Below are 21,574 nucleotides of genomic sequence, written 5' to 3' on the forward strand. Positions count from 1 at the left end.
CGCCAAAATTAGCTGGAGCCCCGTCCGTTATGCGACAGCCAGGCCTCGGCAAGTTGCATACCCCATCCGCGGCTTAGCCCGGACGAACGGCGGGGAGCGCGGGGAAGCCGGGCGCCGCCAGCGATGACCGCGGCTGCCACCACGCGGTTTCGTTTTTGTTTCCTGCGTCAATTTCGGCCCGCGGCCGTAGTGCCCGGTGGTACGTTCCCGGTGGGGGGTAGGGGCCAGGGCCTGAGCCTTGGCCCCTCTCGCTATCCGAAACACCGCATTCGACATGTGTTGAGTAGAGCGCCAATTCGACACCCCGCTGCGGTGGTGGCATCCCCGCATCGTCGGCGTTCACGACCGCGGCGAGCCGCCGGCGGCGTCGACCTTTCGTGGACTACAACGGGTCTTCACCTCGGCCGCTACGACCAGCGGGACGTGTTCTGGCTCAAGGAACGATCCGACACTTTTCGAGGTGAGGTTGCCATCGGTGAGGTCGGTACGGAGGTGTCGGAAAACGCTGCGGGCAATGCGGCGTTCGATGCGGCGCAGGGCCTCGGCATGCGAGTCACCGCCCTCGCGCCGTTTGCGGTAGTAGCCTTCGGCAGGGCCGCCGCTTTTGATCTGGTTCATTGCGATGCGATAGAGAGCGACATTTAGCTGCCGATTTCCAGACCGAAAAGCCTTCAGGTGCACGCTTTTTGTTCCTGACCAATGCGGGATAGGGGCGACACCGGCATGGCGGGCAAACGCGGCTTCGCTGCGAAACCGCGACACGCCAGCGGTCTCTCCGATGAGTTTGGCTGCCGTCAGCTCGGCGCACCCGACAACATTCAGCACCGACGGGCCCGCTGCTCGCACGCGCTCGATGATGCGCTTTTCTACCGCATTGATCTGCTTGCTCAGCGCCACGATGTCGGCCAGTTCGTCGCGCGCCATCTCGGCCACCAATCCCGGCTGGGTAGCTAGCCAGATACGCAGTGCCTCTTGGTTTTTGACCCACTTCAACGATAAGGGCTTTGGCGCATGGGACGGGTCGAGCTCATGTATGCGCCACAACAGGCGGTTGATCACGGCATTGCGAGTTACAACCAAGACGTCTCGGCGATCCACCAACAGCTTGAACTCACGTGAAGCCCCATCGTGGCTGGCCACCGGCAGGTCGGGTTCTCGCAATACCGCCCGCGCCACCGCCAGCGCATCAATAGGATCCGACTTGCCCCAGGTCCGCGCCGACGCGCGCGTTCGCGCCATCAACTTCGTTGGCACACGCACCACCCGCTGACCCGCATCGAGCAGATCCCGTTCCAGCCGCGACGACAGCTGACGGCAATCCTCGATACCCCACACCAGATCGCGCCCGAACGCGCTACGAGCCCAGTCCAGCGCCTTGATGTGCCCGGCGCTGGTGGCCGGCACCGTGAGCTCGCCCAATGGGCGGCCACCACCATCGACGCCGACTAGCGTGTGGGTGGCTTTGTGCGCGTCGACTCCGATCACAATCATGAGAGCCGGTCCTTTCCTTGGATCCCCTGCAGTAATCGACCGGCGCGGAGCGGAGACGCAAGATGCTGGCGTGCCATCGTTGCGACGCGGCAACGGATCGGTCGCACGCCGGGTCGACATGAATCCATGAGGCCAGCCGAAGCGACATCATCATTGTGCTAGCCAGACCCGAAGTGCTGGGCGTGGGACCGATGCAGCTGCAACGGTGATCGCCCGAACCAGCGGTGTGACTGTCTCTATTCTCGCCGGTCGGTCCCGCCCGCCGAGCGCTGGCAGTACGGCCTGTAGCACGCATTTGAAGGCGGCAAACTGCCTCTTAGCCCCACGCGCGACGAATGGAACCGCACCCATCGTATCGCCGGTAGGTGCACATCATCGGCGTCAGCTGGCAGCGATGGGGAGGGATTTCTCGAGGGGGACGAGCCCGGCCTCGAAGTGTCACGTTGGTGGTGTCCTTGAACGCTTAGCGAATCTAATGGGCAGCCGGTATCAGGCAAGAAAAGAGATCCGCCGGTCGTGGGTGTAGACCGGAATTGCGGATCGCGGTGACACCGGTCAATCGATCAGGTGAATCACCATGCGAGCGATCGTCAAGTCCGCTGAGAAGGAATCGAGAATTACTGCGCCAGTAGGTGAATCTCGGAACCCCCGAGGGTCGGCGGGGGAGCCTTCGGTGCACGCGTCATGGCGGCCGCATGGGTTTCGGCGCACCGTGCATGCACGGCGCTGATGTCAGCCTGGCGCAGCATTAGATCCTTCGGACGGCCTGGCAACTGGACCTTCTGAGCCGAAACAACCAGAGACTTGGGGGAGGGGAATTATCAGCAGTCGTTGAAGTCACTTTCCAGTCGCCGCTGAAGTGCGGCCGCTTCCACGATCTGATAGCCCTGAGGGGCTTGGGTTTTCGGCGCGCCCTCTCCTCGGGTGCAGCTTGGCACCTTCAGCGAACCGGTGAACTGGTGAAAATTGTCGGGCTCTACCATGCGGGTCCACTCCAGTTGCAACGGGTGCTGTTTGGTGGGCGCCACGTCGGAGATGACTGATTTGAGGTCGCCGTATGCCCTGGCAGTGTCGGTGATGTATACCGACAGGGCGGTGATCCTCGCGTTGTCGATGCGAACGTAATAGACCGGCAAAGCCAGCCGCGATAGCAAAGTATCGATCGTTGCGCGCTGCTGGCCGCTGATTGGAACACCGACTTCCCATGTGGGGTACTTCGTCGGCTCGGCGGAACGGACATAGACCGTCATCGCTTCGGGCTTGACCGCCGCCAATACTGCGGTCAACACGTCGCTGGTGTGTTCGACATCCCATACGTCAAGCCGCGCACTAGTGCCCTCACGTGACCATTGGATGGCCGACTGCGGGACGCGGGTTCTGAGTTCCCGCAAGCGGTGTGTGTCGTCGACGATCTGGGCGGGGTCGAGCTGCGCGCCGCGTTTCACCTCCAGTTCATCGCCGACGACGAAGTCACAGGACTGGCGGTAGCCGTCGAAATGGCCGTCCTTGATACTTGTGATGCGCGAGGCGACGGCAGCGATCTGCTCCTCGCTCGCCTTGGGCATCGTCACCACCAATTTCAGTTCGGCGCCGTTCTCGAAATCGTTGATATAGCCGGGATCAACGCTGTCGACCCCGGGCATTTTCGCTATTTCGGCCTGAAGGTGGCGGGCCTCGGCACCGCGATCCGGAGCGGCGCACGCGCTCGCCGCCGCCACCAAACACGCCACGGCCGGCATGCAGAACCGCCACATCCGGCGCCAAATGATCAGCCTTAGCGCGGCGCTAATCGAATTGCCCGTCACCATATCGCCATTATCGGCGAGGGGCAGAGCTCCTTGCTTCATCGAGCCCGCACTCGCACCCAGCGGAGGCTGGGGAGTGGCAGCGTAGACCCCTTCGCACGTCACATGCTCACTCGCGGGCAATACGAGGCGCGAGTGGCTGCCGGGCGCTCAGGTGGGGCAGGCGCGCGCCAGGGTGGCCATCTCGTCGCCGAACTCGTGGTTAACCTGGGCCGCCGCCTTCGCCGTTGGCGGCAGTCGCGGGTTCAGCGGATCCTGTTTGCCCAGCTCGTCGTTCATCTGGTTGGCATCTTTCATGAATTCCCGCGCCAGCGCCGCGGCTCGTTGTGCGTGTGCCGACAGCTCAGGTGCAGTCACCTCGTTGGCGCGCTGCTGCAGGCCGTCGAGCCATGCCTGGTAGTCGGCGGCAGTCGGTACGGAGTCTTGTCCGTAGGAGCCCGGCGGCGCGAATCGCGTCTTTGCCTTCAGCGAGGCCTGCGTGTTGCGGTTGAACTCGATGAATTGCCGCACCCTCCAACACGGTTGAGCCCGCTCATCGATGCGCCACGCGACGACCAAACCACCTGTGGCCGCCGCCACGCACAACAGCGCCAGCAACCGTCGAGCAACCCTATGTCTACGGAGCCTGTTGGCGACCACGCGACCAAACTAACTGCTGATCACGCCGCGCCCAACCGCGTCGCCGGCGACCAGGTCTGTCCCACAGGTCACCACTACCTCGACCTCATCGCGAAGCTGCCCGCTGATACCGGTCACGCGGCGGGCCGAAAAGCAGTGGAAGTAGCAGGACCCTGCTTGGCAGGCTAGGGCGCATGGCGTTTGGGGACTACCAGTCCGAGATCTATCTGCGCGGCCTAGCCGGGGACCTACCCGTGCTGCCGATGACATATGCCGGCTTGGAGGCCAAGGCGTCTGCGGCGATGGCTCCGTCGGTGTGGTCCTTTGTTGCCGGGGGAGCGGGTGATGAATTCACGCAGCGGGGCAACGTCTCCGCGTTCGAGCGCTGGGGGCTGATTCCACGGATGTTCGTCGGAGCCAAGGAACGCGACCTATCCATAGAGGTGTTCGGGATGAAACTGGCGTCGCCGGTGTTCATGGCGCCCATCGGCGTCCTGGGAATCTGCGCCCAGGACGGCCACGGCGATTTGGCGACCGCCGGCGCCGCCGCCGCCACCGGGGTGCCGATGGTGGCGTCGGTCTTCGCTGCCGATCCGCTGGAGGATGTGGCGGTCGAATTCGGTGATACGCCAGGGTTTTTCCAGCTGTACGTGCCAAAGGATCGGGAGCTGGCAGCCAGCTTGGTGAAGCGCGCTGAGGTCGCAGGATATAAAGCCATCGTCGTCGCCCTGGACCAGCCCGTCACTGGCTGGCGTCCGCGCGACTTGGCGGCGGCGTACTCTCTACCGCTGCGTGGACACAGCCTGGCCAACTACACCAGCGACCCAGTATTCCGGGCCGCTCTAGCCCAGCCGCCAGAGCAGGATCTGCGGACCGTCGTACTTCACTGGTCACAAGTCTGGAGCAATCCGCTCAACTGGGACGACCTGCCATGGCTACGCTCACTTTCCGATCTACCGCTAATCGTCAAGGGCATCTGTCACCCCGATGATGCCCGGCGGGCCAAAGACGGTGGGGTGGACGGCATTTACTGCTCCAATCACGGCGGCCGCCACGCCAACGGCGGTCTGCCGGCACTGGACTGCCTGCCGGCGGTGGTGGAGGCGGCCGATGGGTTGCCCGTGTTGTTCGACTCCGGTATCCGCAGCGGCGCCGACATCGTCAAGGCCCTGGCCATGGGAGCGACCGCGGTCGGTATCGGCCGACCATATGTCTATGGGCTGGCGCTGGGCGGGGCCGACGGCGTTGTGCACGTGCTGCGCTCGCTGCTCGCCGAAGTCGACCTGATCATGGCCGTCGACGGATATCCCAGCGTGGGCAACTTCATCGCCGAAGCATTGCAACGTGTCGGCTAAAACATGACCGATCGAATATGGTTACCTGCGTTCCGATACCGGCGTTGTGAGTTACCGGCATTATCGGATCACGGTGCGGCACAGCATATTAGGGAATATGCGATGGTTTACCGGTAACTCTCCATATTCGATCCCGCCGTATTCGTCGACGCGGGGGAGGGTGGATCAGCGCACTTCGAACCACTCGTCATGAAGTGTGGCGTTACCCCTTGCGCCGTCGCCGACGACCACACCGCGAAAGACCGCGTGCATGCGGTTGAGCCAGCGGTACTTGTCGCAACTGGTCTCAAAATGCACCGCACCACGCAAAATCCTGCCCTCGCCAAACCCGCTCGACAAGTCGCAACGACCGCCGCCGTAAAGGTAAAGGACGTGGCCGTCCTCGGTTTCAACCGTGCCGCGATAATCCATCGTCGCGGTACCGTCCGCACCAACAACCAACCAGTCGGCACACGCGCGAGACCTCGCCCGCGCACGCATTCCTCGTCCCTCGAGCCAGCCGTCGGTCATCTCGACGATCGCGCGGGTGCCCATCGGAGTCTCGGGCAACACCACGTAGGGGGCCAGCGACCACACTCCCCGGAACAGCGGGACAAGCGATGGGTCTTCCTCGACACCGGGCAGGCGGCCTTTGATGTCGTCGACAAGCAGCATTGAGATCTCCTATACCTTGATGGCTCCAGGTATAGAATCGTTGCCTTGAGATGTCAAGGTAGTATTCGGATCGTGACCGCGATGAGGATGCGAAGAACCCCCGAGGAGGCTCGGCGGTTGATCCTCGACGCTGCGGCGGCGCTGCTTGCCGAGGGAGGTGTGGCTGCCGTGCAGGTACGTGCGGTGGCCGCGCGGGTCGGCATGACCGATGCCGGGGTCACCCATCACTTCGGCAATCGCGAGAAGCTACTCGCCGAGCTGCTGCGACACGGTGGCCGCCAGCTTAAAGCCGCGCTAGCAGACCTCGTCGCAGCGTGGTTGGACCACGGCGCCGATCTCCTCAACCTCGTCGAGTCTCTCGAAGGCTTGTACCGGCGCGGCTACGGCGAGCTCGCGGTAGCGCTATACGCCGCGGGATGGCGCGACACCGGAGCCGGCATCCTTGATCCGGTCGTCGACGCTCTGCATCAGCTTCGAGCACCTGGCAGCTCTATCGATGACACACGGCTCGCGGTCGCTGCTGTGCATCAAGCGATGGCAACAGAGGCCCTCTACGGCCGCGCCTTCCGGCGCAGTGCCGGCCTGAGCGGCGCTGCCGCCAACGACTCAGCCTCACAGCTGCGATGGTGGACCCGACAGCTCGAACTCGCACTTGGAGTCGACCCGGCCCAACAGAGCCGCCGTCAATCCCACAAGCCACCGATCGCATCAGGACGGCGCTCATGAGTTATGCCCACGACGTCGGCGGCATGCGGGCGGGACCGATCAATGTCGACGACAGCATCGAGTTCCACGACGCCTGGGAAACCAAGGTGTTCGCAGTGATGCGGGCCTTGGTCTACAACGAGATCTTCACCCTTGACGAGTTCCGACATGCCGTCGAACGCATCGAGCCCACAACGTATCTCGAGGCCTCCTACTTTCATCGCTGGCTAGACGCCATCGAACGACTCTGTGTCGAAAAAGGAATACTCACCCAAGCTGAACTCAAGCGCATCGCACCATCAGCGAAGGGAAAACCATGACCTTCGCACCAGGCCAACAAGTCCGCACCCGACCCAAACTCACCGAGGGACACACCCGGCTTCCCGACTACGCACGCGGTCGCGTCGGCACCATCCGCGGCCACCGCGGAAACTACGCGTTGCCTGACGAGCTTGTCGCCCACGGCCACAGCGAGCCACAAGCGCTCTACAGCGTCTACTTCGAGGCCAGCGATTTATGGGGTGACGATGCCGGTAATCATCGCGTCTACCTCGACCTCTACGAAAGCTATCTGCAACCCCCAGAAGACGAGACGCTATGAGCCACAACCATGCTCACACCGATCCACTCCGTGCACACATCACCGCCCGGGTCGCGGTGCTCGAACAGCGTTTGATCGAGCGCGGCGCCATCACCGGTGAACAACTCGACGACGTCCTTGAGATGTTCACTGCCCGGCTGGGCGCCCACCACGGGGCCCGCTACGTCGCCCGCGCCTGGACCGATCCCATATTCAAACGCGCCCTCCTCGACGATGCCACCGCGGTCGTGCGCCAATACGGCTACGACCTACGCGGCGCCCGCAACCGCGAATTGCCCTTCCTGCACTTAGAAGTCGTGGAAAACACCGCCGATGTTCACAACCTGGTGGTGTGCACCCTGTGCTCGTGCTATCCGATCGCGCTGCTCGGTCCATCCCCGTCCTGGTACAAAAGCATCGAATACCGGGCCCGCGCGGTGCGCGAACCACGCGCCGTGCTCGCTGAATTCGGCACCCATCTCGAGCCAGCAGTCCAAGTGCGCGTCTGGGACTCCACCGCCGACTGCCGATACCTGGTGCTGCCTCGCAAACCCGCCGGCTGCGACCACCTCACAGAAGAGCAACTCGCCGCAATAGTCACCCAGGCATGCTTGACTGGCACCACACAACCCATCGCGCCATCGCCTCCGCCGAGCTAGCGCTTCAGACCCCAAGCCGCGGGGAGGGGCATGCCAGAGCGCGCTTTGCGTCTGCACGTAGCAGGCGCAGCGATGCTATTTGCCGCGCGCCGGGGGTCTGCTGAGGTGCTCTAGTTCGCGGTTCAAGCGAGCCAGGCTGATGATATAGGCACAGGTTTGTCTGAGCACCTCGCGCTCTTCGGCGGACCATTCCACCAGCGGCGGCGTGGTGATCAGATAATCGAGAATCCTCGCTCGGCGGAGCGAATCGTGGGTGCGCTCGGCCACGCTGGCCAACAACTCGTGGAGTGCGGCATCACCAGGATCAACAACGTCTTGATCGGGCATCCTCAGAACTCTAGGCGCGGCCACCGACACAAAAGACCACAACAGAAGGCACGAAGTTGCTTTACCCCCGCCGGGTTGCCGCGAGGAATCGTTGGTCCCGAAGTGATCAGGCGCGGCCAGTGGCCAGCCCGAAGATCGCCTTTTCGACCTGTACCGGTGTGCGGCCGTACTTTTCTCCCCAGGTCGTCAGGGCTTCGAAATACCTTTGGTAGTCGGAAGTTCGGCCGAGCTCGAGTGATACGCCCGCATATTTCTCCAGCCAGTTGCGTACTTGCATGTCCAGGATGGGCGCAGCGTTCGGGTCGTCCGCACTCGTGAGTGCTGAGGCGAAGTAGAGCCACTTTGTGAAGAAGGCACTCGCGAGGTACTTGATACGCCCCGTGTTGTTCATGTAGCGGAAGCCCTCAACAGGGCCCTGAGCGCGTACTACTTCCGCGGCTTTGTCGAGCAGTCCGGCGACGTCGCCGCGCACTGGTGCGTTGTGAGCGCCCGGCCGGATACCCGTAAGTACCCAGCGGACTCTGGTTGCCCCGTAGCCGGCGTCACCGTAGCCCCAGACCATGGCGCCGACAAAGGCCGAAAGGACACGTCCGCACCCGAGCTCGGCCAAGACAACCTCGCGAACCGTACTTCGGTCGACGCGCTCCGGAAGGCGGTCAAGTACCTGCAGTGCCTCAGGTAGATCGTGCATCTCCTTGCGCCAACCAGCCGGACTCCAGCGGAAGGCGCGTTGCGGAAGCGGCTGCGTCGCTAGAACTTCGGTAAGTACGAGAGGCACATCGCGCTCCATCGTCCCTCGATCCAGTCGACGGTCTGGTCTCAGCCACAGGATTACGCAGATCACGCTCGATTACAACGGTTAGTCGCCGACGATGGCGGCCATGTCACTAGTCGTGAGCTTGTAAGCAGCCGAGATCAAGTCATTGACGTTTGTACGAAGGACTTCGAAGCGACCTGTCAGCGCCGTCCGTATGACTGCATCCTGCTCAGTTCTGAGCTGCACGACAATACCCTGCATCTCGTTGACAGCTACTTCGATCGCATGCTGCGAAGTAGTGTCCAAATTTGGCACAGGCACAGGATCCATGAATTTCTTGCGATGGACGACGTACTTGCCTCGATACAGGCGACCGCGCGACGCGACGAAAGCGTCGACCGCGGGGTGAGACAAGATCGCTTGTACAACATTGATCGAGTATGGGCAAGCAGCCGCGGGTCGCACGAAGCAGTAGGGGCCACCATCACCACCACCGGGCGCGACGAGCCGGTCGGTGTCGAGCATGTACTGCGGTGCGAGCGACAGCCCTCGCACGATGAGCTTGGGCGCATCAAGATTGGCGAGCGCCTGCGACCGACCGTAGGCCCAGAACGCGCCACCGGGATCAGGTATGGCTCGACGTTGAAGTGCGGACTTGTGGGCGGTCAGGTAGTTGAGCGCCTTCGGGTAGACCGCCTTCATGATGGCCTCGTCGTAGACGGTGGCTTTGCCCCGGCGGCGACGTGGCGGCGCAGGAGGCTGCACGTCGTACGGAAAGATTATGTAGGCATCCGGGACCGGGTCGCGGCCGTACGGCTCAAGCGTCCGGTCGCGGACTGCGGGACGCACGATCGCCCGCTCGACCTCACGCTCGACACCATCCAGGTCCTTGAATCGAACGATCAGGTCGGTCGAACGCTTAGGGTCGGGCTTGATGAAAAAGATGTCGTCCTTTGAGGTTTGCACTGCGACGAAACTCTTGACCCAACCGGCATCGCCGAGCTTGGCAATGGCGGCCTGCTGCATTTTCTCGAAGACCATGGTGCGCGCTTCGTCAGCAATAGGCCAACTTTCGCCTGTCAGCAACTTGCGCTCCAGGTGGACCACCGAGGACGTACCAGTGTCACGCCAAGCCGGGAGGTCGCGCACGATCTCGAGCTCTGCCGGACTCTTCGACGCCGGTCCGGCGACGACGAGCGCGGTGTAGGTTTGCCGTCCTTCAAACACCTGCTGTTCGCCGAAGTGCACGAGCCGGGTTAGTCGCGGTCCCAGTTTCCGGCGCATCCCGGTGGCAGGGAGCAGATTGGTGAATCGGTTGGGCACGATGTAAGCGAGATAGCCATCCCCGGCGAGGAATTGGAAGGCGCGTTCCACGAACAACTGGTAGAGGTCGAAGTTGTGCGACTCCGCCGACACATATCCGCTGCGTGCATCCTGGAAGTAAGCCAGCTGGTCTGCCATGAACCGCGACAACACCTGGATACGCACATACGGGGGATTGCCCACGACCAGGTCGAAGCCGCCAGCGTCCATGATCCCCGCGAAAATCTTTGTGAGGTCCAATGGCGCAGCCGCGGCTCGCCGTTCGGGAATAACGCCTGCAGTCGGGACAAGGCTGTCGAAGTTCGACTCAATGAGCGCGTTACCGACCAACAGGTTGCTCGACAGGTCCGGTAGCACGTTGCGTACTCTCGCGGGGTCGACAATCTCGTCGCCGAGCACTGCCAGGAGCAAACTGAGCTTCGCGACCTCCACGGCGGCACCGTCGATGTCGACCCCGAAAATGTGGCTTTTGACCAGCGCTGCCCGTTCGGCGAGTCCCACCACTTGGCCCGCGCGTTCTTGCGCCTCGATGAGGCGTTCCAGGACCTCGATTAGGAACGGCCCAGAGCCCATGGCCAGGTCAAGTGCTTTGAAATCCGGCGACACCGGTTGTCCCGCGGGGACCTGGGGGTCAAGGCCGCCGGCCACCAGTTTCGAGACGACCCACCCGGGAGTTGCCGCGACGCCACCTGCGTGGACGAGTTCTGGCTTCGGCGCAAGTACGACGCCGCGCTGCGCGTCAACCTCGACGCGCTCCGCAAGATACTGCTCGTACACCTCCGCGAGAATGTCCGGGCGGAGCACGCCAAATGCGAACTTACTACGCGGCCAATACATTTCGCGTACAACACCGATCAACACGGAGGGGCTGCAGGTCGTGGATGCCAACACGTCAAACAGCCCCGCGTTAAAGGCTCGGTCGGCGGCCTTGAATGCCTCGATGAGCTTGTCGTCCCGGGCCGACTTCAAAAGCTCTTCGTAGCGGCCGATGTTGCGGTCCTCACAGACACGCAGAAACAACAGCGCATTGAGCAGTCGCTGGGTGCGCCTACCGACTTCCCCTGCCGTCAGTGGCGGGTTCTGCTTCGCGATGTCAGAAGCCAGCGCGAATCGCCACTTCTTAAACTGAGCTAGGAACGACCGGTCGAATGGTGACGTGCCACGCGGTGGCTCGGCATAGGAATACAGATCGTAATACCCGGCGCTCGTAACGGATTCGTACGACAGTCGCGCCCACAGATCGTCAAAGCGCTCGAAGTAGTCGTCCACCGTGAAACGGCCACCCGGCACGACGGCCACGTCAGGTCCGTCGCCATCCTCAGGCGCAATAGTTGCATCGAAAACGGCGATCTGCGCAACGTTGGTCAGAACGGCTGCGGGCAGAGATAGCGACCACCCGTATGACCGCGCTTGCCGTGCCGGACCCGGCGCCACAGACAACCTGACGGACGGCTTCTTTGCTTCCACTGGCAGCCGGTCGCGACCCTGCATTCGTAGGAGGTAGTCAGGACGGCCGCCCACATCGCTCTCACTGAGTCCGCGTTCCAGCACCACGTCGCGAAGTTGCTGGGGCTGGCTATCTTCGTTGGACACGTCCCACCCGAGGATGCGTAGCAACCGGTCGATGTACTCGCTGCGAGCCTCCAACTCCGTATACGGCGAGTCGGCCGCTTCCAGATCCGCCGCGTGCCGCATATAGTCCGCGACGAAGACCGCCATCTCCTGGCGGGCCTCCCGCTTCGACAGACGGCGAAACCGCACGCTCCGAGGCTAATGACCCGACCAGCAATTCCCGACCGGGCGCGCCGCCAACGGCCAGGTTAGCCAATACTGTCCGACCCCTCAGCCAAGATGTACCCATGGCGAGGTTCGCGGCTAAGGCAGCACCCGAGGGTGACAAGCTCCGGGGCGGCTACTACACACCAGAACCCATCGCTCGCTTCGTCGCACAGTGGGCCGGACAGGCCGGCCCACGAATCCTAGAGCCCTCTTGCGGCGACGGGGCGATCCTGCGCGAACTAGTGTCGGCGGTCGGCCGCAAGAGGCTAGCCGCGATCGAACTGATCGCTGACGAGGCCAAGAAAGCCGCTGACAGCTCAGGTGCGCCCGTCAAAGTCGCCGACTTCTTCACATGGTTCACGCCAAAGCGCTACAGCAGCTTTGACGCTGTGGCAGCCAACCCGCCCTACATTCGGTTTGGGTCCTGGGATGAGTCATTCCGTGAGCCTGCACTTGCTCTCATGCGCAGCCACGGCTTCCGGCCCACAAAGCTGACCAACGCCTGGGTCCCCTTCGTGGTGGCCTCGGTGCTCGCTGTGCGCCCAGGTGGACGAGTGGCGTTGGTGCTTCCCGCTGAGCTGCTACAGGTCGGATACGCCGCCGCCCTGCGGTCGTACCTCATCGACAACTGCTCGCAGATAACCATCGTGTCCTTCCAGCGCCTCGTCTTTCCCGGCATCCTTCAAGAGGTCGTCCTACTGCTCGCCGAGCGCGGCACGGGCCCAGCCCAGATTCGGACCAGCGAAGTTCCCGACGCCTCACACTTAGACAACTACTGCTTCGCAGAGGCGCCCGCAGTACGCGCCCATCTGCACGAGGCCGAGAAATGGACAAAGTACTACCTCGACGCGGAGACCATCTCGAAGATACGTAACGTTCGCACCGATGGCCGGCTGCAACCACTGAACCGCTTCGCTGAAGTGGACGTAGGCGTAGTGACTGGGCGCAACTCGTTTTTCTGTCTGTCAGCAACGGACGCCACGCAGCGCAAGCTCGGAGCATTCACAGTTCCGCTCGTTGCGCGAAGCATGCAGATTCCGGCCCTTAGCTTTACCGAGTCAGACCTTGCCGAACAGGACACAACCGACGCACGGACGCGACTCCTTGCCCTGACGCCAGACCTGAATCTCAAACGCCAGACGGCAGTCGCCCGATACCTGGAGGAGGGAAGAGCCGACGGCGTCCCCGAAGGCTACAAATGCCGCATCAGGCGTACGTGGTGGGAGGTTCCATCTACCTGGGTCCCAGACGGTTTCATGCTGCGGCAGATCAGCACCCATCCACGGTTAATCGCAAACCAAGCCGGAGCGACCAGCACAGACACGGTCCACCGGGTGCGGGTGGCCCCCGGTGTGAACATGAAGCGGCTGGCGGTCGGCGCGTTCAACTCCGTGACATTCGCACTAGCTGAAGTGCTAGGCCGCAGCTATGGCGGGGGGATCCTGGAACTTGAGCCGAGCGAGTGCGGGTACCTGCCGGTCGTTGATCCCAAGATCGTCCCGAAGACGCTGCACCAGAAGGCCGACGAGCTCGTCAGGGAGCGACGCTACGACGATGCCCTCGACCTCGTGGATCAGGTCGTGCTGGTTGAGCGTCTAGGCTTCGCAGTCGACGAAGTGGCCGCACTCCGACGCGCATGGCTACAAATGCGCGACCGCCGTGCGGCGCGTTCGAAGCGGGCAGACCGGCACAAGTAGCACGGCGACGACAACACAGTTTTACTGCGATTCCTATCGATACAGGACATGCAAGCGAAAGCCTCTGCAAGAACGCATATTTGATTTCTCTGCACACCAGTCGCTTTGAAGACGAGCGCCGACGCTACCCGCCAAAACACCGCACGATTTCGTGGAAAACAGCAGTTATCCATGAACTGTGTCGTCGTACCAATCTTCGAGAAGCATCCCGGGGTTTAACGGTAATCTGCTGGTCCCATAAGATCTGGCCCGTCTGCGAACCGGCGCTGGGGCGGGATGGGTAGGCACACTGTCGACATGATTTCGTCGGCGATGGTGCGCCGCTTGGAGTCGCACAGTGGCAGTAGGAAGCCGATACCGATGGGAAGGACGTCCACGGTGTGGAGCAATAGGCGCAGTGTCGATGACCAGAAGCCGAGTGGCAGGCAGGTTTTCTCGCTGACAACTCGGAATTTCAGCGCCGATTTCCCCACGCTGGACCCCGTACGTACCTGCCTGTAGCCATTCCAAATCGTATAAGCAGCCGCCAGCATTAACGCGGCCAACATCGTCGACGCAATGAGGGCGAATCCTTCCCAAGAACCGGCTATTGCCAACTGGCAGTTGACATAGGCTTTTTCACACCCCGGCTCGGGGATCCAGAAGACACCGAACGCGACTGCCCCAAGAAGCAGGGGGGGCGCCGCGTCGATGAGCGCGGCGAACGTACGCCGGCCCCACGACGTGTATGCCTCCCTTGGTAATGCACCCGGAGGCTGCGGGTCGTCATTGGGTAGCGGCTGGCCGAGATTCACGGCCAGGGCATTGTGCTCATGCTGGACGGCGGCGAACACGCCAGCGAACATCACAAGCGCTACAAATAGGCATATTCCGTGCCCAGCCGCGGGGACAACACCGACTAGGTTGAGCACCACTAACACCGTCACCGCGGCGGACAGCGGGACTAGCCATGCGCGTGTGCGCCGCGCTGAGCCGACACCGGGGGGCTGGATCCGCGCGAGGTGGGTGAGGTGGACGGCCAAGGCAATCGGCGGCACGATCGACAGCAACAGTGCTGAGCCTAACGCCGGCCACAGGTGCGCGCGGGGATGACGGTGCCAGAAGCTGGGAGACGAGTGCAGCGCGCGTTCCCATTCGCGGCGCTCGCGCACCAGTCGCACCCAGATGGGCGATGGCACAACGAAATTGGCTGTGAGTGGGTAAGCCCACAAGAACAGGAAGGATATGAAGCCCAGGGCGGCTGTCTCCAGGGCCGAGCGGGCCTCAACAACGGCATGCGTGCCGGGCAGGCAGAAACCGGCCGGAGGGGCATATGTGTTCACCGTGCACGGCCTGGCGCGGCCGGTTTGAATAAGCCAGGCAATCCGGGCCCCGGCGATCGTGGTTGCAGCGATGATGCCAAGTACCCATCCGGCGGCATTCGTGGGTCGGCCCATGAGGCTGCCGGGCCACAACGCCCATAGGAGAACGCCGGCGGGAATGACGCTGATCCACAGGTCGAATGCGAATTCGCGAGGACGCCGGGCGCCAAGGGCTGTGAACACCGTTTGTTCGGACTGATAGAGCCCGACGGAGCGGGGGATGTTCCAGGCTACGGTGGTGTGGTTCAGATTCACCTTGCCGTTGGCCGCCAAGTTGAAGATGATGCGTTTGATCCGAAAGGCAGATGACAGCGGCCGAAGCACGAGGTAGCCGGCGACGGCCAGTGTCGAGGCGAGGGTGAGCAGCTCGCCCGGACCCGCCTTGGCGAACTGGTCAAACAGGTCCATGAACGAGCCGGCTGTCGGCACCGCCGACCCGGCACGAAGCGTCGCCTCGATCTGCGTGCGAACGGCAGCAGGATCACCCTGGTCGTTAAACAGCCACCGCAGGGCCTTCGCGATCGCGTTGCTCACCGGTACTGTGATGACACGAGTCACGATGAAGGCGGCAAAGAGTCCCGCGGCGATGATTAGCTTGGACCGCGGCTCTGGCAGCGACTTGTAGAAGGTTGCGACGAGTTCGCCCGACTTCTTCTCCTCATCCGTGAGGCCGCGCGTGGCCGCCAATCGGTCATACCTCTGCGTCAGCGTCGCGACCGACCGCCGGACATGGTGAATGACCATCGTTGAGGTTCCGATGGTGGGCCGGGCAGAAAGCGAAAGGCATCGAGAAAGCTGCGCGGCCGCGGTCGGGTCGCGATCCACACGAACGCGGGCAAAGCTGCAGCGGCGTCCAGCGCGACGCCGTATCCAATCAGGAGGCGCTTCACCGCATCGGCTGAGAGCGCTTCTGGTAGGTCGCCATCGGTGTCGCGGACGTGGCCGACGACGTCTGCCGCCGGGGCACCGAGGGCGTCGTCACGGGTCGTCATCGCCGTGGAATCTCTCGTGACCTCACACTTGCGCGCCCTTTCCGCCGGTGCTGGCAGCTGACCTGGTCTGTCGGTCGGCAGCAGATGACGCTGCAGGATTGAGTATCCGCTTGGTCCGAGAGAGGCGCGTGAGTAATGGACTACCTAAATGACAATCGGCGGAGGCTAGACGTACTGGCCGGTCGCCGCTCACCGCTCGGCTTGCTGCACCAGATAAGAGTCGGTGCGGCTGGGAGTATTAGCCAGCGCGCAGGGCGATGGCGGCGGTTGGGGAGGCGCGGGCTCGGCGCGTGAGCGACCGAGCGCTGACGTGGTCCATAGAGACACCATCGCGCGGATCACCGGATTCGACGACGAGACCACCACCTACTACTGGTAAGCCGGCATATTCGATCTCGCCGTATTCCGTCCGATAGGAATCTCGAATCCTCCCGAGGGTCCCCGGAGGACCTGGGCACCGCCGAGACGCTGCTGCGGCACGCCAACCTCAACACCACAGCCGTATACACACAGGTCTGCGATATGTGTCGTGTCGAGGCGATCGACCGACTCGAGCTGCCAGACTGACCCCCACGGGGGCCTGGGGCGCGCCGCCGCCAGGTGCGCAACTGTGCAACGAAGGACGAGAGAATAGACGACCGAGCTGCCGACGGGCTCCGCGACACGCCGGCCAGAACCGCGGAAATGCGCACTTGTGGTTGTAGCGTGATTTTCACGGAGAACGACAAAACCCCAAAACCGGGGGGTCGTCCCACCCGGTATGGGGTTCCGTCAAGCATCGCGTTTGAGCCGCGCGGTTCCTGACGGTACCACCGCCGATGCGGCGGTTCCAGATGACCCGCCGAGTTTGTGTGGATTCGACACCGATCGCCTCCGTAGTGAGGAACGAGATGTCTTCGTACATCGTCACCTACGATCTGTCCACACCCGGCCGCGACTACGAGAGCCTCTTCAGCTACCTGAAGTCGTTCCCGTACCACGCGCACGTGCTCGAGAGCAGCTGGGCAATCATCACCAGCAAGACCGCGCTGGAGGTGTGCAACGAGATCCTGCCGCACATCGACGGCAACGATCACGTGCTGGTCAACGAGGTGACTCTCAACGCGGCCTGGTTCGGTCTCCCGGACCCGGTCAGCGAGTGGCTGAAGAAGTATCTGCCGGCTGCCGCCTAACAGATCAAGTATAAACGCGGGGCACCTTCGGGTGTCCCGCGTTTTCCGTTGCAGGCCGTCTCCGTCGGGACCGTCCCCAAACCCACCCCCCGCGGCACCCAAAAACATTGAAACCCAACCATTTCCACCCCGGGCACACCCCGCCTAGACCCGCGACACGCCCAACCGCGTAGTCAGCAGCCCCACGCTTTTTTGCTCCGGTTTCTAAAAAAATTCGACTACCACGCGGTGTCGCGCCGGGCGTCGACGCCCGGTACCGCATGAGCACCATCGCCGGGTCTGTGGCGTCTATCCCCCGGCGGGGGAGCGGCACGCGCTGGCCCGGCCACCCCGACGTTGATCCTCGTATTCGCCGCTGCCGGCCACTAATGAGTCGATTCTCCTGACGTCATTGGATGTTGTCGCAGACTTGGTGACTCGGAAATGGTTACCAGACAACATAATACGGCGCGCCGATTTATCTGCGTTGCTCGCGCTATGAAATCCATTGACTTACAACATGATAACGGATATCTGCAGCTTAGCTGACATAATCTATTATCTGACTCTTGAGCCGATGCCTTCGCACACGGAAAAAGACGGGCAAGCTTATGATTCCCGAGCGGTTTCGATGAGCCCGTACAGAGGGTTTTGGGCAGCCGCTGCACGATTCTCCGCACCGGCTCCGTCAACGTAGCGTTGGGAGGTCACCATCGAGTCGTGCCCAAGAAGCTTCATCAGCGCGTACACGCTGACGTTGCCGTTGGCGAGCTCAGTGGCGAAGGTATGGCGGAAACCGTGTACCAGGACTCCGGCGGCACGTTGGCTGTTCAGCCCTGCTTTCTTGAACGCGCGTAGTACCCGGTACTGGAGCGTGCCCCGTGTCATGCGCTCACCGTCGCTGCCGACGAATAGTGGGGCGGTGGCCGGCCAGGCGGCTAGCCCCGTTCCGGTGAACCGTCGCTTCGTCGTTCCCGGAAAGCGAGCCGCTCGGGATCCCAGATACGCCTCGAGCTCGCGAATGAGGGCGTGTTCTATGGGTATGCGGCGATCTTTGTTTCCCTTACCGTGGACGTGGATGACACCTCCACCATCGGCGGGTCGAATATCGCCGATGTCGGCACGCACCAGTTCGTCCGCCCTCAGTCCGGTGAGCACAGCCGTCAGGACGATAGCCCGATCCCGCTCAGCCCAATCAGAACGGCGCTTTGAACCTTGGTCCAGATCGATCACCGTCAACAGCCCGGAAACCGTGTCGGCGCCCAGGCCTTTCGGAAGTGTCTTCGAGACTTTGGGCCGACCGATCAGCGACATCGGATTAGCTGCGATAACGTCGCGACTATAGAGAAAGTCGCACAACGTGTTCCAGTTCGACCAACACCGCCGAATCGATGCGGCCGAGTGCGTCTGCGCATAAGCGGCGAAGGCGGTCCGCAGCGTGTCCTTGGTCAGGGTGTCAGGCCTCAAATCAACAATCCGTTCGGCGTTGCCGATAAATAGAGTGGCGATGGCGTCGAAATCCTGCCGATACGCCCTCATCGTATGGGGTGACGGCTTGCGAATGACACGATCGGCAAGGAATTCCAAAAACCATGCCGGATAACCCGATTCACCGTTGTCTCGGCTGGGACGCTGCGGTGTCATTGAAACAATGGTCGCACGGTTTGATGGATAACGGCAATTATCCATGATCAGTGTCCACGCGTGTCGCCCGACACCAGCAGGGGATTGCGCATAGGCCGCAGCAGTTATCCATGACGTCATTGGCGTGTCGCGCCCCAGGCCTGGATGGATCGTCCGCTCCTTCTCCTTCTCCTTCGAGCAAGAGGTGTGATGTGCGGTTGGGGGTGGCGGTGTCGTAGATGCTGATGATCCTGCCGCCGCGCTGATAGTAGGACGCGATCCGTCTGATGCGGGTCGGATACGGCACTAGGTAACCGACGGCGAACTTCGCCAAACCTTGTAAACAGAAGGCGATCAAGAGAATCGTCAGCGTAACCGACATTGGAACTCCTTCGGGTCAATCACTGCCGACCCGACTTCCCGGCACACCGATTTCAACTTAGCAGCCCGTGTCCCGCTCAGGTGTTCTTGGCGGCGAAGCAGGGAATGGCGGCCAGGCGTCGGCCAGGTTGTAGGCGACACCCCCTACGCCGGATGGCCACCAGGTGCCGTGGTGCATCGCGACCCAAAACGCTTCGGCAGCCCGGGGTGACCACATGCTTGCGTTGACCCGGCGGCGATCGCACTATCCGGTTGTCCTCCACCGGGGCACCGAGCGCGTACGCGCTACCCCCGAGGCGGGCGTGTTCTATTTCGACCGACCGGTGCCGCCGTGCCAGGAGCCCGACCCTTGCTTGTGTTGGGAGTGGCTGTATGTGCCGTCGCCGTCGGGAAGGTTGCTCCGTGTGTGGTCCGGTGATGGCACGCAGTTCCCGTCGACGTTGATGTAGCCGCCGCACGTCGGCAGTGGAGCCTTCGGCGACAGCGGGGCCACGACTAAGTGCGGTTCGGCGCTGGAGATAGGCGCCGCACCGATACCAGCTCCCATCAGGATTGCAGTGCTTGCCAGTACCGAACGGACCATCTGTATCTACCCCTGAGTCTGCTGAGGACCCGCTATCGCCGGCCCTAGTGTCACCGTGGGATGTTAGCGCGAGCGCCCCGGCTGAGAGGTCGTTTTCATCGGGAAGTACCAAGCGACCACGTATCAAGATCCGGTACTCGCCGAATGCCCGTCCCCGGAGTACTCGGGGTGCGGGTGCAATAAGCATTTCACCGTGCTGGTAGTTCTTCCGGGCTGTTCTCCTGCGCACGATAGGACTGCGAGAGATGCGGGCTTGCCGCCGCCGACGCCGTGATGGGGGGAATACTCACCGGGGGATTCAGATCGCGAATTCCGAATGCCTCGAGCCGCTCGTCGATGTATTGCCTTGTCGCCCAGGATAACTTGAGTTCGATGGACTGCGGCCGATCCTGTGCTCTCTGCTCGCCGAACACAACGGTGATAGCCACGGCGAGGCAATACCCCAACGCCATCAACATCCACAAACACGTCCACCCGGCACGCCTCCACAGAACATCGTTCCAGAGACGACCCAGGTACCCGGCCACCACCATGGCGCCCAAGACAGACACCGGGATAAGCCATGCCTGAGTTGTCGACCCAGTTTCTACCAGGCCACTGAACCCGAGCAGCGATGCGAAGGACGCCCTGCTATAGGACGCGAAAATGGTTCCGAACAGCGCCAGCAGAACGCACACTCCGTGAATCATGTCGATTCGGCTGTGATCGGTCATCCAGCGATGAGCCGCGTCCAACCACGTTGCCGGTAATGACCCCGCAGCCCACCCCAAGAACTTTGACAATCCGTCAAGCGGTGTTTGAAAATGACTGTCGCCTGGCAGCACGCAGGACACACTAAGCAAGCCAAACCCGCTCGCCGCGACCATATATGGCGTTTCGAGCTTCAACGACACGCCCTGTTTGGCGGCACCAATCATCCCCGAGATATCCATAAAACTGCCCCCTGTCGTTCACCGAGATAGTCCCGAACAATATGCGCAAGGACCGACAAGTTGGTGACTCGATGGCGGTCTGCCGAAACGAGAAATGAACTCAGGACCGCCACCGAACCGTGAAAATCCCGCTAGCAGGGAGATCCGGACCGCCAGTACGGTGCGTCGTCGGCGCGAAACGCGGCCACTACCGCAGCGAGTTGATGGGACATGCCTTCGTCCACACCGTGGTCGATGACCATTCCGGCGTGGCCTACGCCGTCGAAAGCTTGAACGGTCAGCTAAAACCCGGAGGGTATCAGTCAGCAAGCCCAAGGTGATCTGAGGCTCGAGCCCGCCCCCATTGAGAACCCGAGCTCGCAGAACCTGCAACCGGCATCGGTCTCTAAGTAGACGCCAACAACACCCACCGTAGGTTGCTAAAGGGTCGCCACCACGATCCGCTTGACTGCCTGACGGCACCCGCATAGCCGGGTGCCTGGATCGTTTGTCGCGAAACCTGATTGGGCCCTGTGTGTTCCCTGCGAATCATGGTGATCCGGATCTTTCGACCCGACCGATCCTGTGGGGTTGGGCTACCTTGACGTCATGAACCTTCAGGTCGATCCCGCTTTGTAGGGGCACGCGGCGGCTGATGTGTCGGCGTTGCGGGACCATGTGCAAAATGTCTTCGATGAGCTGCAGTCCGACTTGGCAAGCCGCGGGACATTGTGGGAGCACGGCGAATTCGGGTCGGCGTTCGCGGGGGGCGCGCACGGTTATCTGGCTGCGAAAGGTCAACTGTTCCAAAGCGCTCAGAAT

At 62.4% G+C, this 21,574-nt stretch carries 19 protein-coding genes; 8 read left to right on the top strand and 11 right to left on the bottom strand.

Translation table 11 applies throughout. The annotated features are described in order from the left end of the window. Positions 1-339: 339 nt before the first annotated feature. The 3 genes from ACQI5H_RS22770 to ACQI5H_RS22780 all read right to left on the bottom strand — a co-directional run bounded on the left by ACQI5H_RS22770 (position 340) and on the right by ACQI5H_RS22780 (position 3,806). Positions 340-1,491 carry an IS110 family transposase gene (locus ACQI5H_RS22770; protein ID WP_427081572.1) on the bottom strand — a complete coding sequence of 384 codons (1,152 nt, stop codon included), beginning with the start codon at positions 1,489-1,491 and terminating at the stop codon, positions 340-342. Between the two features lie 821 nt (positions 1,492-2,312). Continuing rightward, the gene (locus ACQI5H_RS22775; protein WP_427081554.1) at positions 2,313-3,230 is read right to left on the bottom strand and encodes a hypothetical protein; all 918 of its coding nucleotides are present in this window, start codon (positions 3,228-3,230) and stop codon (positions 2,313-2,315) included. A 216-nt stretch (positions 3,231-3,446) separates the two neighbouring features. Beyond that, positions 3,447-3,806: a hypothetical protein gene (locus ACQI5H_RS22780; protein ID WP_427081555.1), complete on the bottom strand. Its 360-nt coding sequence runs from the start codon at positions 3,804-3,806 to the stop codon at positions 3,447-3,449. 302 nt (positions 3,807-4,108) lie between these two features. Here ACQI5H_RS22780 and ACQI5H_RS22785 point away from each other — a divergent pair, with 302 nt between their 5' ends. Next, complete coding sequence (locus ACQI5H_RS22785; protein WP_427081556.1) at positions 4,109-5,269, top strand: alpha-hydroxy-acid oxidizing protein; 1,161 nt, start codon at positions 4,109-4,111, stop codon at positions 5,267-5,269. A gap of 165 nt (positions 5,270-5,434) precedes the next feature. On the opposite strand, the gene ACQI5H_RS22790 is transcribed toward ACQI5H_RS22785, so the two are convergent. Next, a complete protein-coding gene (locus ACQI5H_RS22790) occupies positions 5,435-5,923 on the bottom strand; it encodes a DUF3237 family protein (RefSeq protein WP_427081557.1) in 489 nt (162 codons plus the stop codon). Positions 5,924-6,004: 81 nt separating this feature from the next. Between ACQI5H_RS22790 and ACQI5H_RS22795 the strand changes: the two genes are divergently transcribed. The 4 genes from ACQI5H_RS22795 to ACQI5H_RS22810 are packed head-to-tail and all read left to right on the top strand — an operon-like array spanning position 6,005 to position 7,867. Further along, positions 6,005-6,649, top strand: a complete 645-nt coding sequence (locus ACQI5H_RS22795; RefSeq protein WP_427081573.1) for a TetR family transcriptional regulator — start codon at positions 6,005-6,007, stop codon at positions 6,647-6,649. After that, positions 6,646-6,948 (top strand): hypothetical protein, encoded by a 303-nt coding sequence (locus ACQI5H_RS22800; protein ID WP_427081558.1) that lies wholly within the window; start codon positions 6,646-6,648, stop codon positions 6,946-6,948. The genes ACQI5H_RS22795 and ACQI5H_RS22800 overlap by 4 nt, the downstream gene beginning before the upstream one ends. Continuing rightward, a complete protein-coding gene (locus ACQI5H_RS22805; protein ID WP_427081559.1) occupies positions 6,945-7,229 on the top strand; it encodes an SH3-like domain-containing protein in 285 nt (94 codons plus the stop codon). Before ACQI5H_RS22800 ends, ACQI5H_RS22805 begins: the two co-directional genes overlap by 4 nt. Next, a complete protein-coding gene (locus tag ACQI5H_RS22810) occupies positions 7,226-7,867 on the top strand; it encodes a nitrile hydratase subunit alpha (RefSeq protein ID WP_427081560.1) in 642 nt (213 codons plus the stop codon). The genes ACQI5H_RS22805 and ACQI5H_RS22810 overlap by 4 nt, the downstream gene beginning before the upstream one ends. Before the next feature lie 75 nt (positions 7,868-7,942). Here ACQI5H_RS22810 and ACQI5H_RS22815 read toward each other — a convergent pair whose 3' ends face one another. The 3 genes from ACQI5H_RS22815 to ACQI5H_RS22825 form a co-directional block, all read right to left on the bottom strand. Beyond that, a complete protein-coding gene (locus tag ACQI5H_RS22815) occupies positions 7,943-8,194 on the bottom strand; it encodes a hypothetical protein (RefSeq protein WP_427081561.1) in 252 nt (83 codons plus the stop codon). A 106-nt stretch (positions 8,195-8,300) separates the two neighbouring features. Next, positions 8,301-8,984 (bottom strand): hypothetical protein, encoded by a 684-nt coding sequence (locus tag ACQI5H_RS22820; RefSeq protein ID WP_427081562.1) that lies wholly within the window; start codon positions 8,982-8,984, stop codon positions 8,301-8,303. 69 nt (positions 8,985-9,053) lie between these two features. Continuing rightward, positions 9,054-12,035 (bottom strand): Eco57I restriction-modification methylase domain-containing protein, encoded by a 2,982-nt coding sequence (locus ACQI5H_RS22825; RefSeq protein WP_427081563.1) that lies wholly within the window; start codon positions 12,033-12,035, stop codon positions 9,054-9,056. Positions 12,036-12,133: 98 nt separating this feature from the next. On the opposite strand from ACQI5H_RS22825, the gene ACQI5H_RS22830 reads away from it, so the two are divergent. After that, positions 12,134-13,750 (top strand): N-6 DNA methylase, encoded by a 1,617-nt coding sequence (locus tag ACQI5H_RS22830; protein WP_427081564.1) that lies wholly within the window; start codon positions 12,134-12,136, stop codon positions 13,748-13,750. A gap of 215 nt (positions 13,751-13,965) precedes the next feature. Here ACQI5H_RS22830 and ACQI5H_RS22835 read toward each other — a convergent pair whose 3' ends face one another. Continuing rightward, the gene (locus ACQI5H_RS22835; RefSeq protein ID WP_427081565.1) at positions 13,966-15,936 is read right to left on the bottom strand and encodes an RDD family protein; all 1,971 of its coding nucleotides are present in this window, start codon (positions 15,934-15,936) and stop codon (positions 13,966-13,968) included. A 390-nt stretch (positions 15,937-16,326) separates the two neighbouring features. On the opposite strand from ACQI5H_RS22835, the gene ACQI5H_RS22840 reads away from it, so the two are divergent. Both ACQI5H_RS22840 and ACQI5H_RS22845 read left to right on the top strand, forming a co-directional pair. Then, positions 16,327-16,482, top strand: a complete 156-nt coding sequence (locus tag ACQI5H_RS22840; RefSeq protein ID WP_427081566.1) for a hypothetical protein — start codon at positions 16,327-16,329, stop codon at positions 16,480-16,482. A gap of 511 nt (positions 16,483-16,993) precedes the next feature. After that, a complete protein-coding gene (locus ACQI5H_RS22845; protein WP_427081567.1) occupies positions 16,994-17,275 on the top strand; it encodes a hypothetical protein in 282 nt (93 codons plus the stop codon). 588 nt (positions 17,276-17,863) lie between these two features. On the opposite strand, the gene ACQI5H_RS22850 is transcribed toward ACQI5H_RS22845, so the two are convergent. From ACQI5H_RS22850 to ACQI5H_RS22860, 3 genes are all read right to left on the bottom strand, one after another. Further along, on the bottom strand, positions 17,864-18,898 hold the full coding sequence (locus ACQI5H_RS22850; RefSeq protein ID WP_427081568.1) for a tyrosine-type recombinase/integrase: 1,035 nt from the start codon (positions 18,896-18,898) through the stop codon (positions 17,864-17,866). Between the two features lie 667 nt (positions 18,899-19,565). Continuing rightward, positions 19,566-19,841 (bottom strand): DUF3761 domain-containing protein, encoded by a 276-nt coding sequence (locus ACQI5H_RS22855; RefSeq protein WP_427081569.1) that lies wholly within the window; start codon positions 19,839-19,841, stop codon positions 19,566-19,568. A 188-nt stretch (positions 19,842-20,029) separates the two neighbouring features. Then, a complete protein-coding gene (locus ACQI5H_RS22860) occupies positions 20,030-20,773 on the bottom strand; it encodes a hypothetical protein (protein WP_427081570.1) in 744 nt (247 codons plus the stop codon). Positions 20,774-21,574: the final 801 nt, after the last annotated feature.

This window comes from Mycobacterium heidelbergense (assembly GCF_050205645.1).
Taxonomy (GTDB): domain Bacteria; phylum Actinomycetota; class Actinomycetes; order Mycobacteriales; family Mycobacteriaceae; genus Mycobacterium; species Mycobacterium heidelbergense_A.

Excerpts from the sequence above, each read along its gene's own strand:
- ACQI5H_RS22770 (WP_427081572.1), bottom strand. The coding sequence starts at position 1,491 with ATGATTGTGATCGGAGTCGACGCGCACAAAGCCACCCACACGCTAGTC.
- ACQI5H_RS22775 (WP_427081554.1), bottom strand. The coding sequence starts at position 3,230 with ATGCCGGCCGTGGCGTGTTTGGTGGCGGCGGCGAGCGCGTGCGCCGCT.
- ACQI5H_RS22785 (WP_427081556.1), top strand. The coding sequence starts at position 4,109 with ATGGCGTTTGGGGACTACCAGTCCGAGATCTATCTGCGCGGCCTAGCC.
- ACQI5H_RS22790 (WP_427081557.1), bottom strand. The coding sequence starts at position 5,923 with ATGCTGCTTGTCGACGACATCAAAGGCCGCCTGCCCGGTGTCGAGGAA.
- ACQI5H_RS22795 (WP_427081573.1), top strand. The coding sequence starts at position 6,005 with ATGAGGATGCGAAGAACCCCCGAGGAGGCTCGGCGGTTGATCCTCGAC.
- ACQI5H_RS22800 (WP_427081558.1), top strand. The coding sequence starts at position 6,646 with ATGAGTTATGCCCACGACGTCGGCGGCATGCGGGCGGGACCGATCAAT.
- ACQI5H_RS22805 (WP_427081559.1), top strand. The coding sequence starts at position 6,945 with ATGACCTTCGCACCAGGCCAACAAGTCCGCACCCGACCCAAACTCACC.
- ACQI5H_RS22810 (WP_427081560.1), top strand. The coding sequence starts at position 7,226 with ATGAGCCACAACCATGCTCACACCGATCCACTCCGTGCACACATCACC.
- ACQI5H_RS22815 (WP_427081561.1), bottom strand. The coding sequence starts at position 8,194 with ATGCCCGATCAAGACGTTGTTGATCCTGGTGATGCCGCACTCCACGAG.
- ACQI5H_RS22820 (WP_427081562.1), bottom strand. The coding sequence starts at position 8,984 with ATGGAGCGCGATGTGCCTCTCGTACTTACCGAAGTTCTAGCGACGCAG.
- ACQI5H_RS22830 (WP_427081564.1), top strand. The coding sequence starts at position 12,134 with ATGGCGAGGTTCGCGGCTAAGGCAGCACCCGAGGGTGACAAGCTCCGG.
- ACQI5H_RS22845 (WP_427081567.1), top strand. The coding sequence starts at position 16,994 with ATGTCTTCGTACATCGTCACCTACGATCTGTCCACACCCGGCCGCGAC.
- ACQI5H_RS22850 (WP_427081568.1), bottom strand. The coding sequence starts at position 18,898 with ATGACACCGCAGCGTCCCAGCCGAGACAACGGTGAATCGGGTTATCCG.
- ACQI5H_RS22855 (WP_427081569.1), bottom strand. The coding sequence starts at position 19,841 with ATGGTCCGTTCGGTACTGGCAAGCACTGCAATCCTGATGGGAGCTGGT.
- ACQI5H_RS22860 (WP_427081570.1), bottom strand. The coding sequence starts at position 20,773 with ATGGATATCTCGGGGATGATTGGTGCCGCCAAACAGGGCGTGTCGTTG.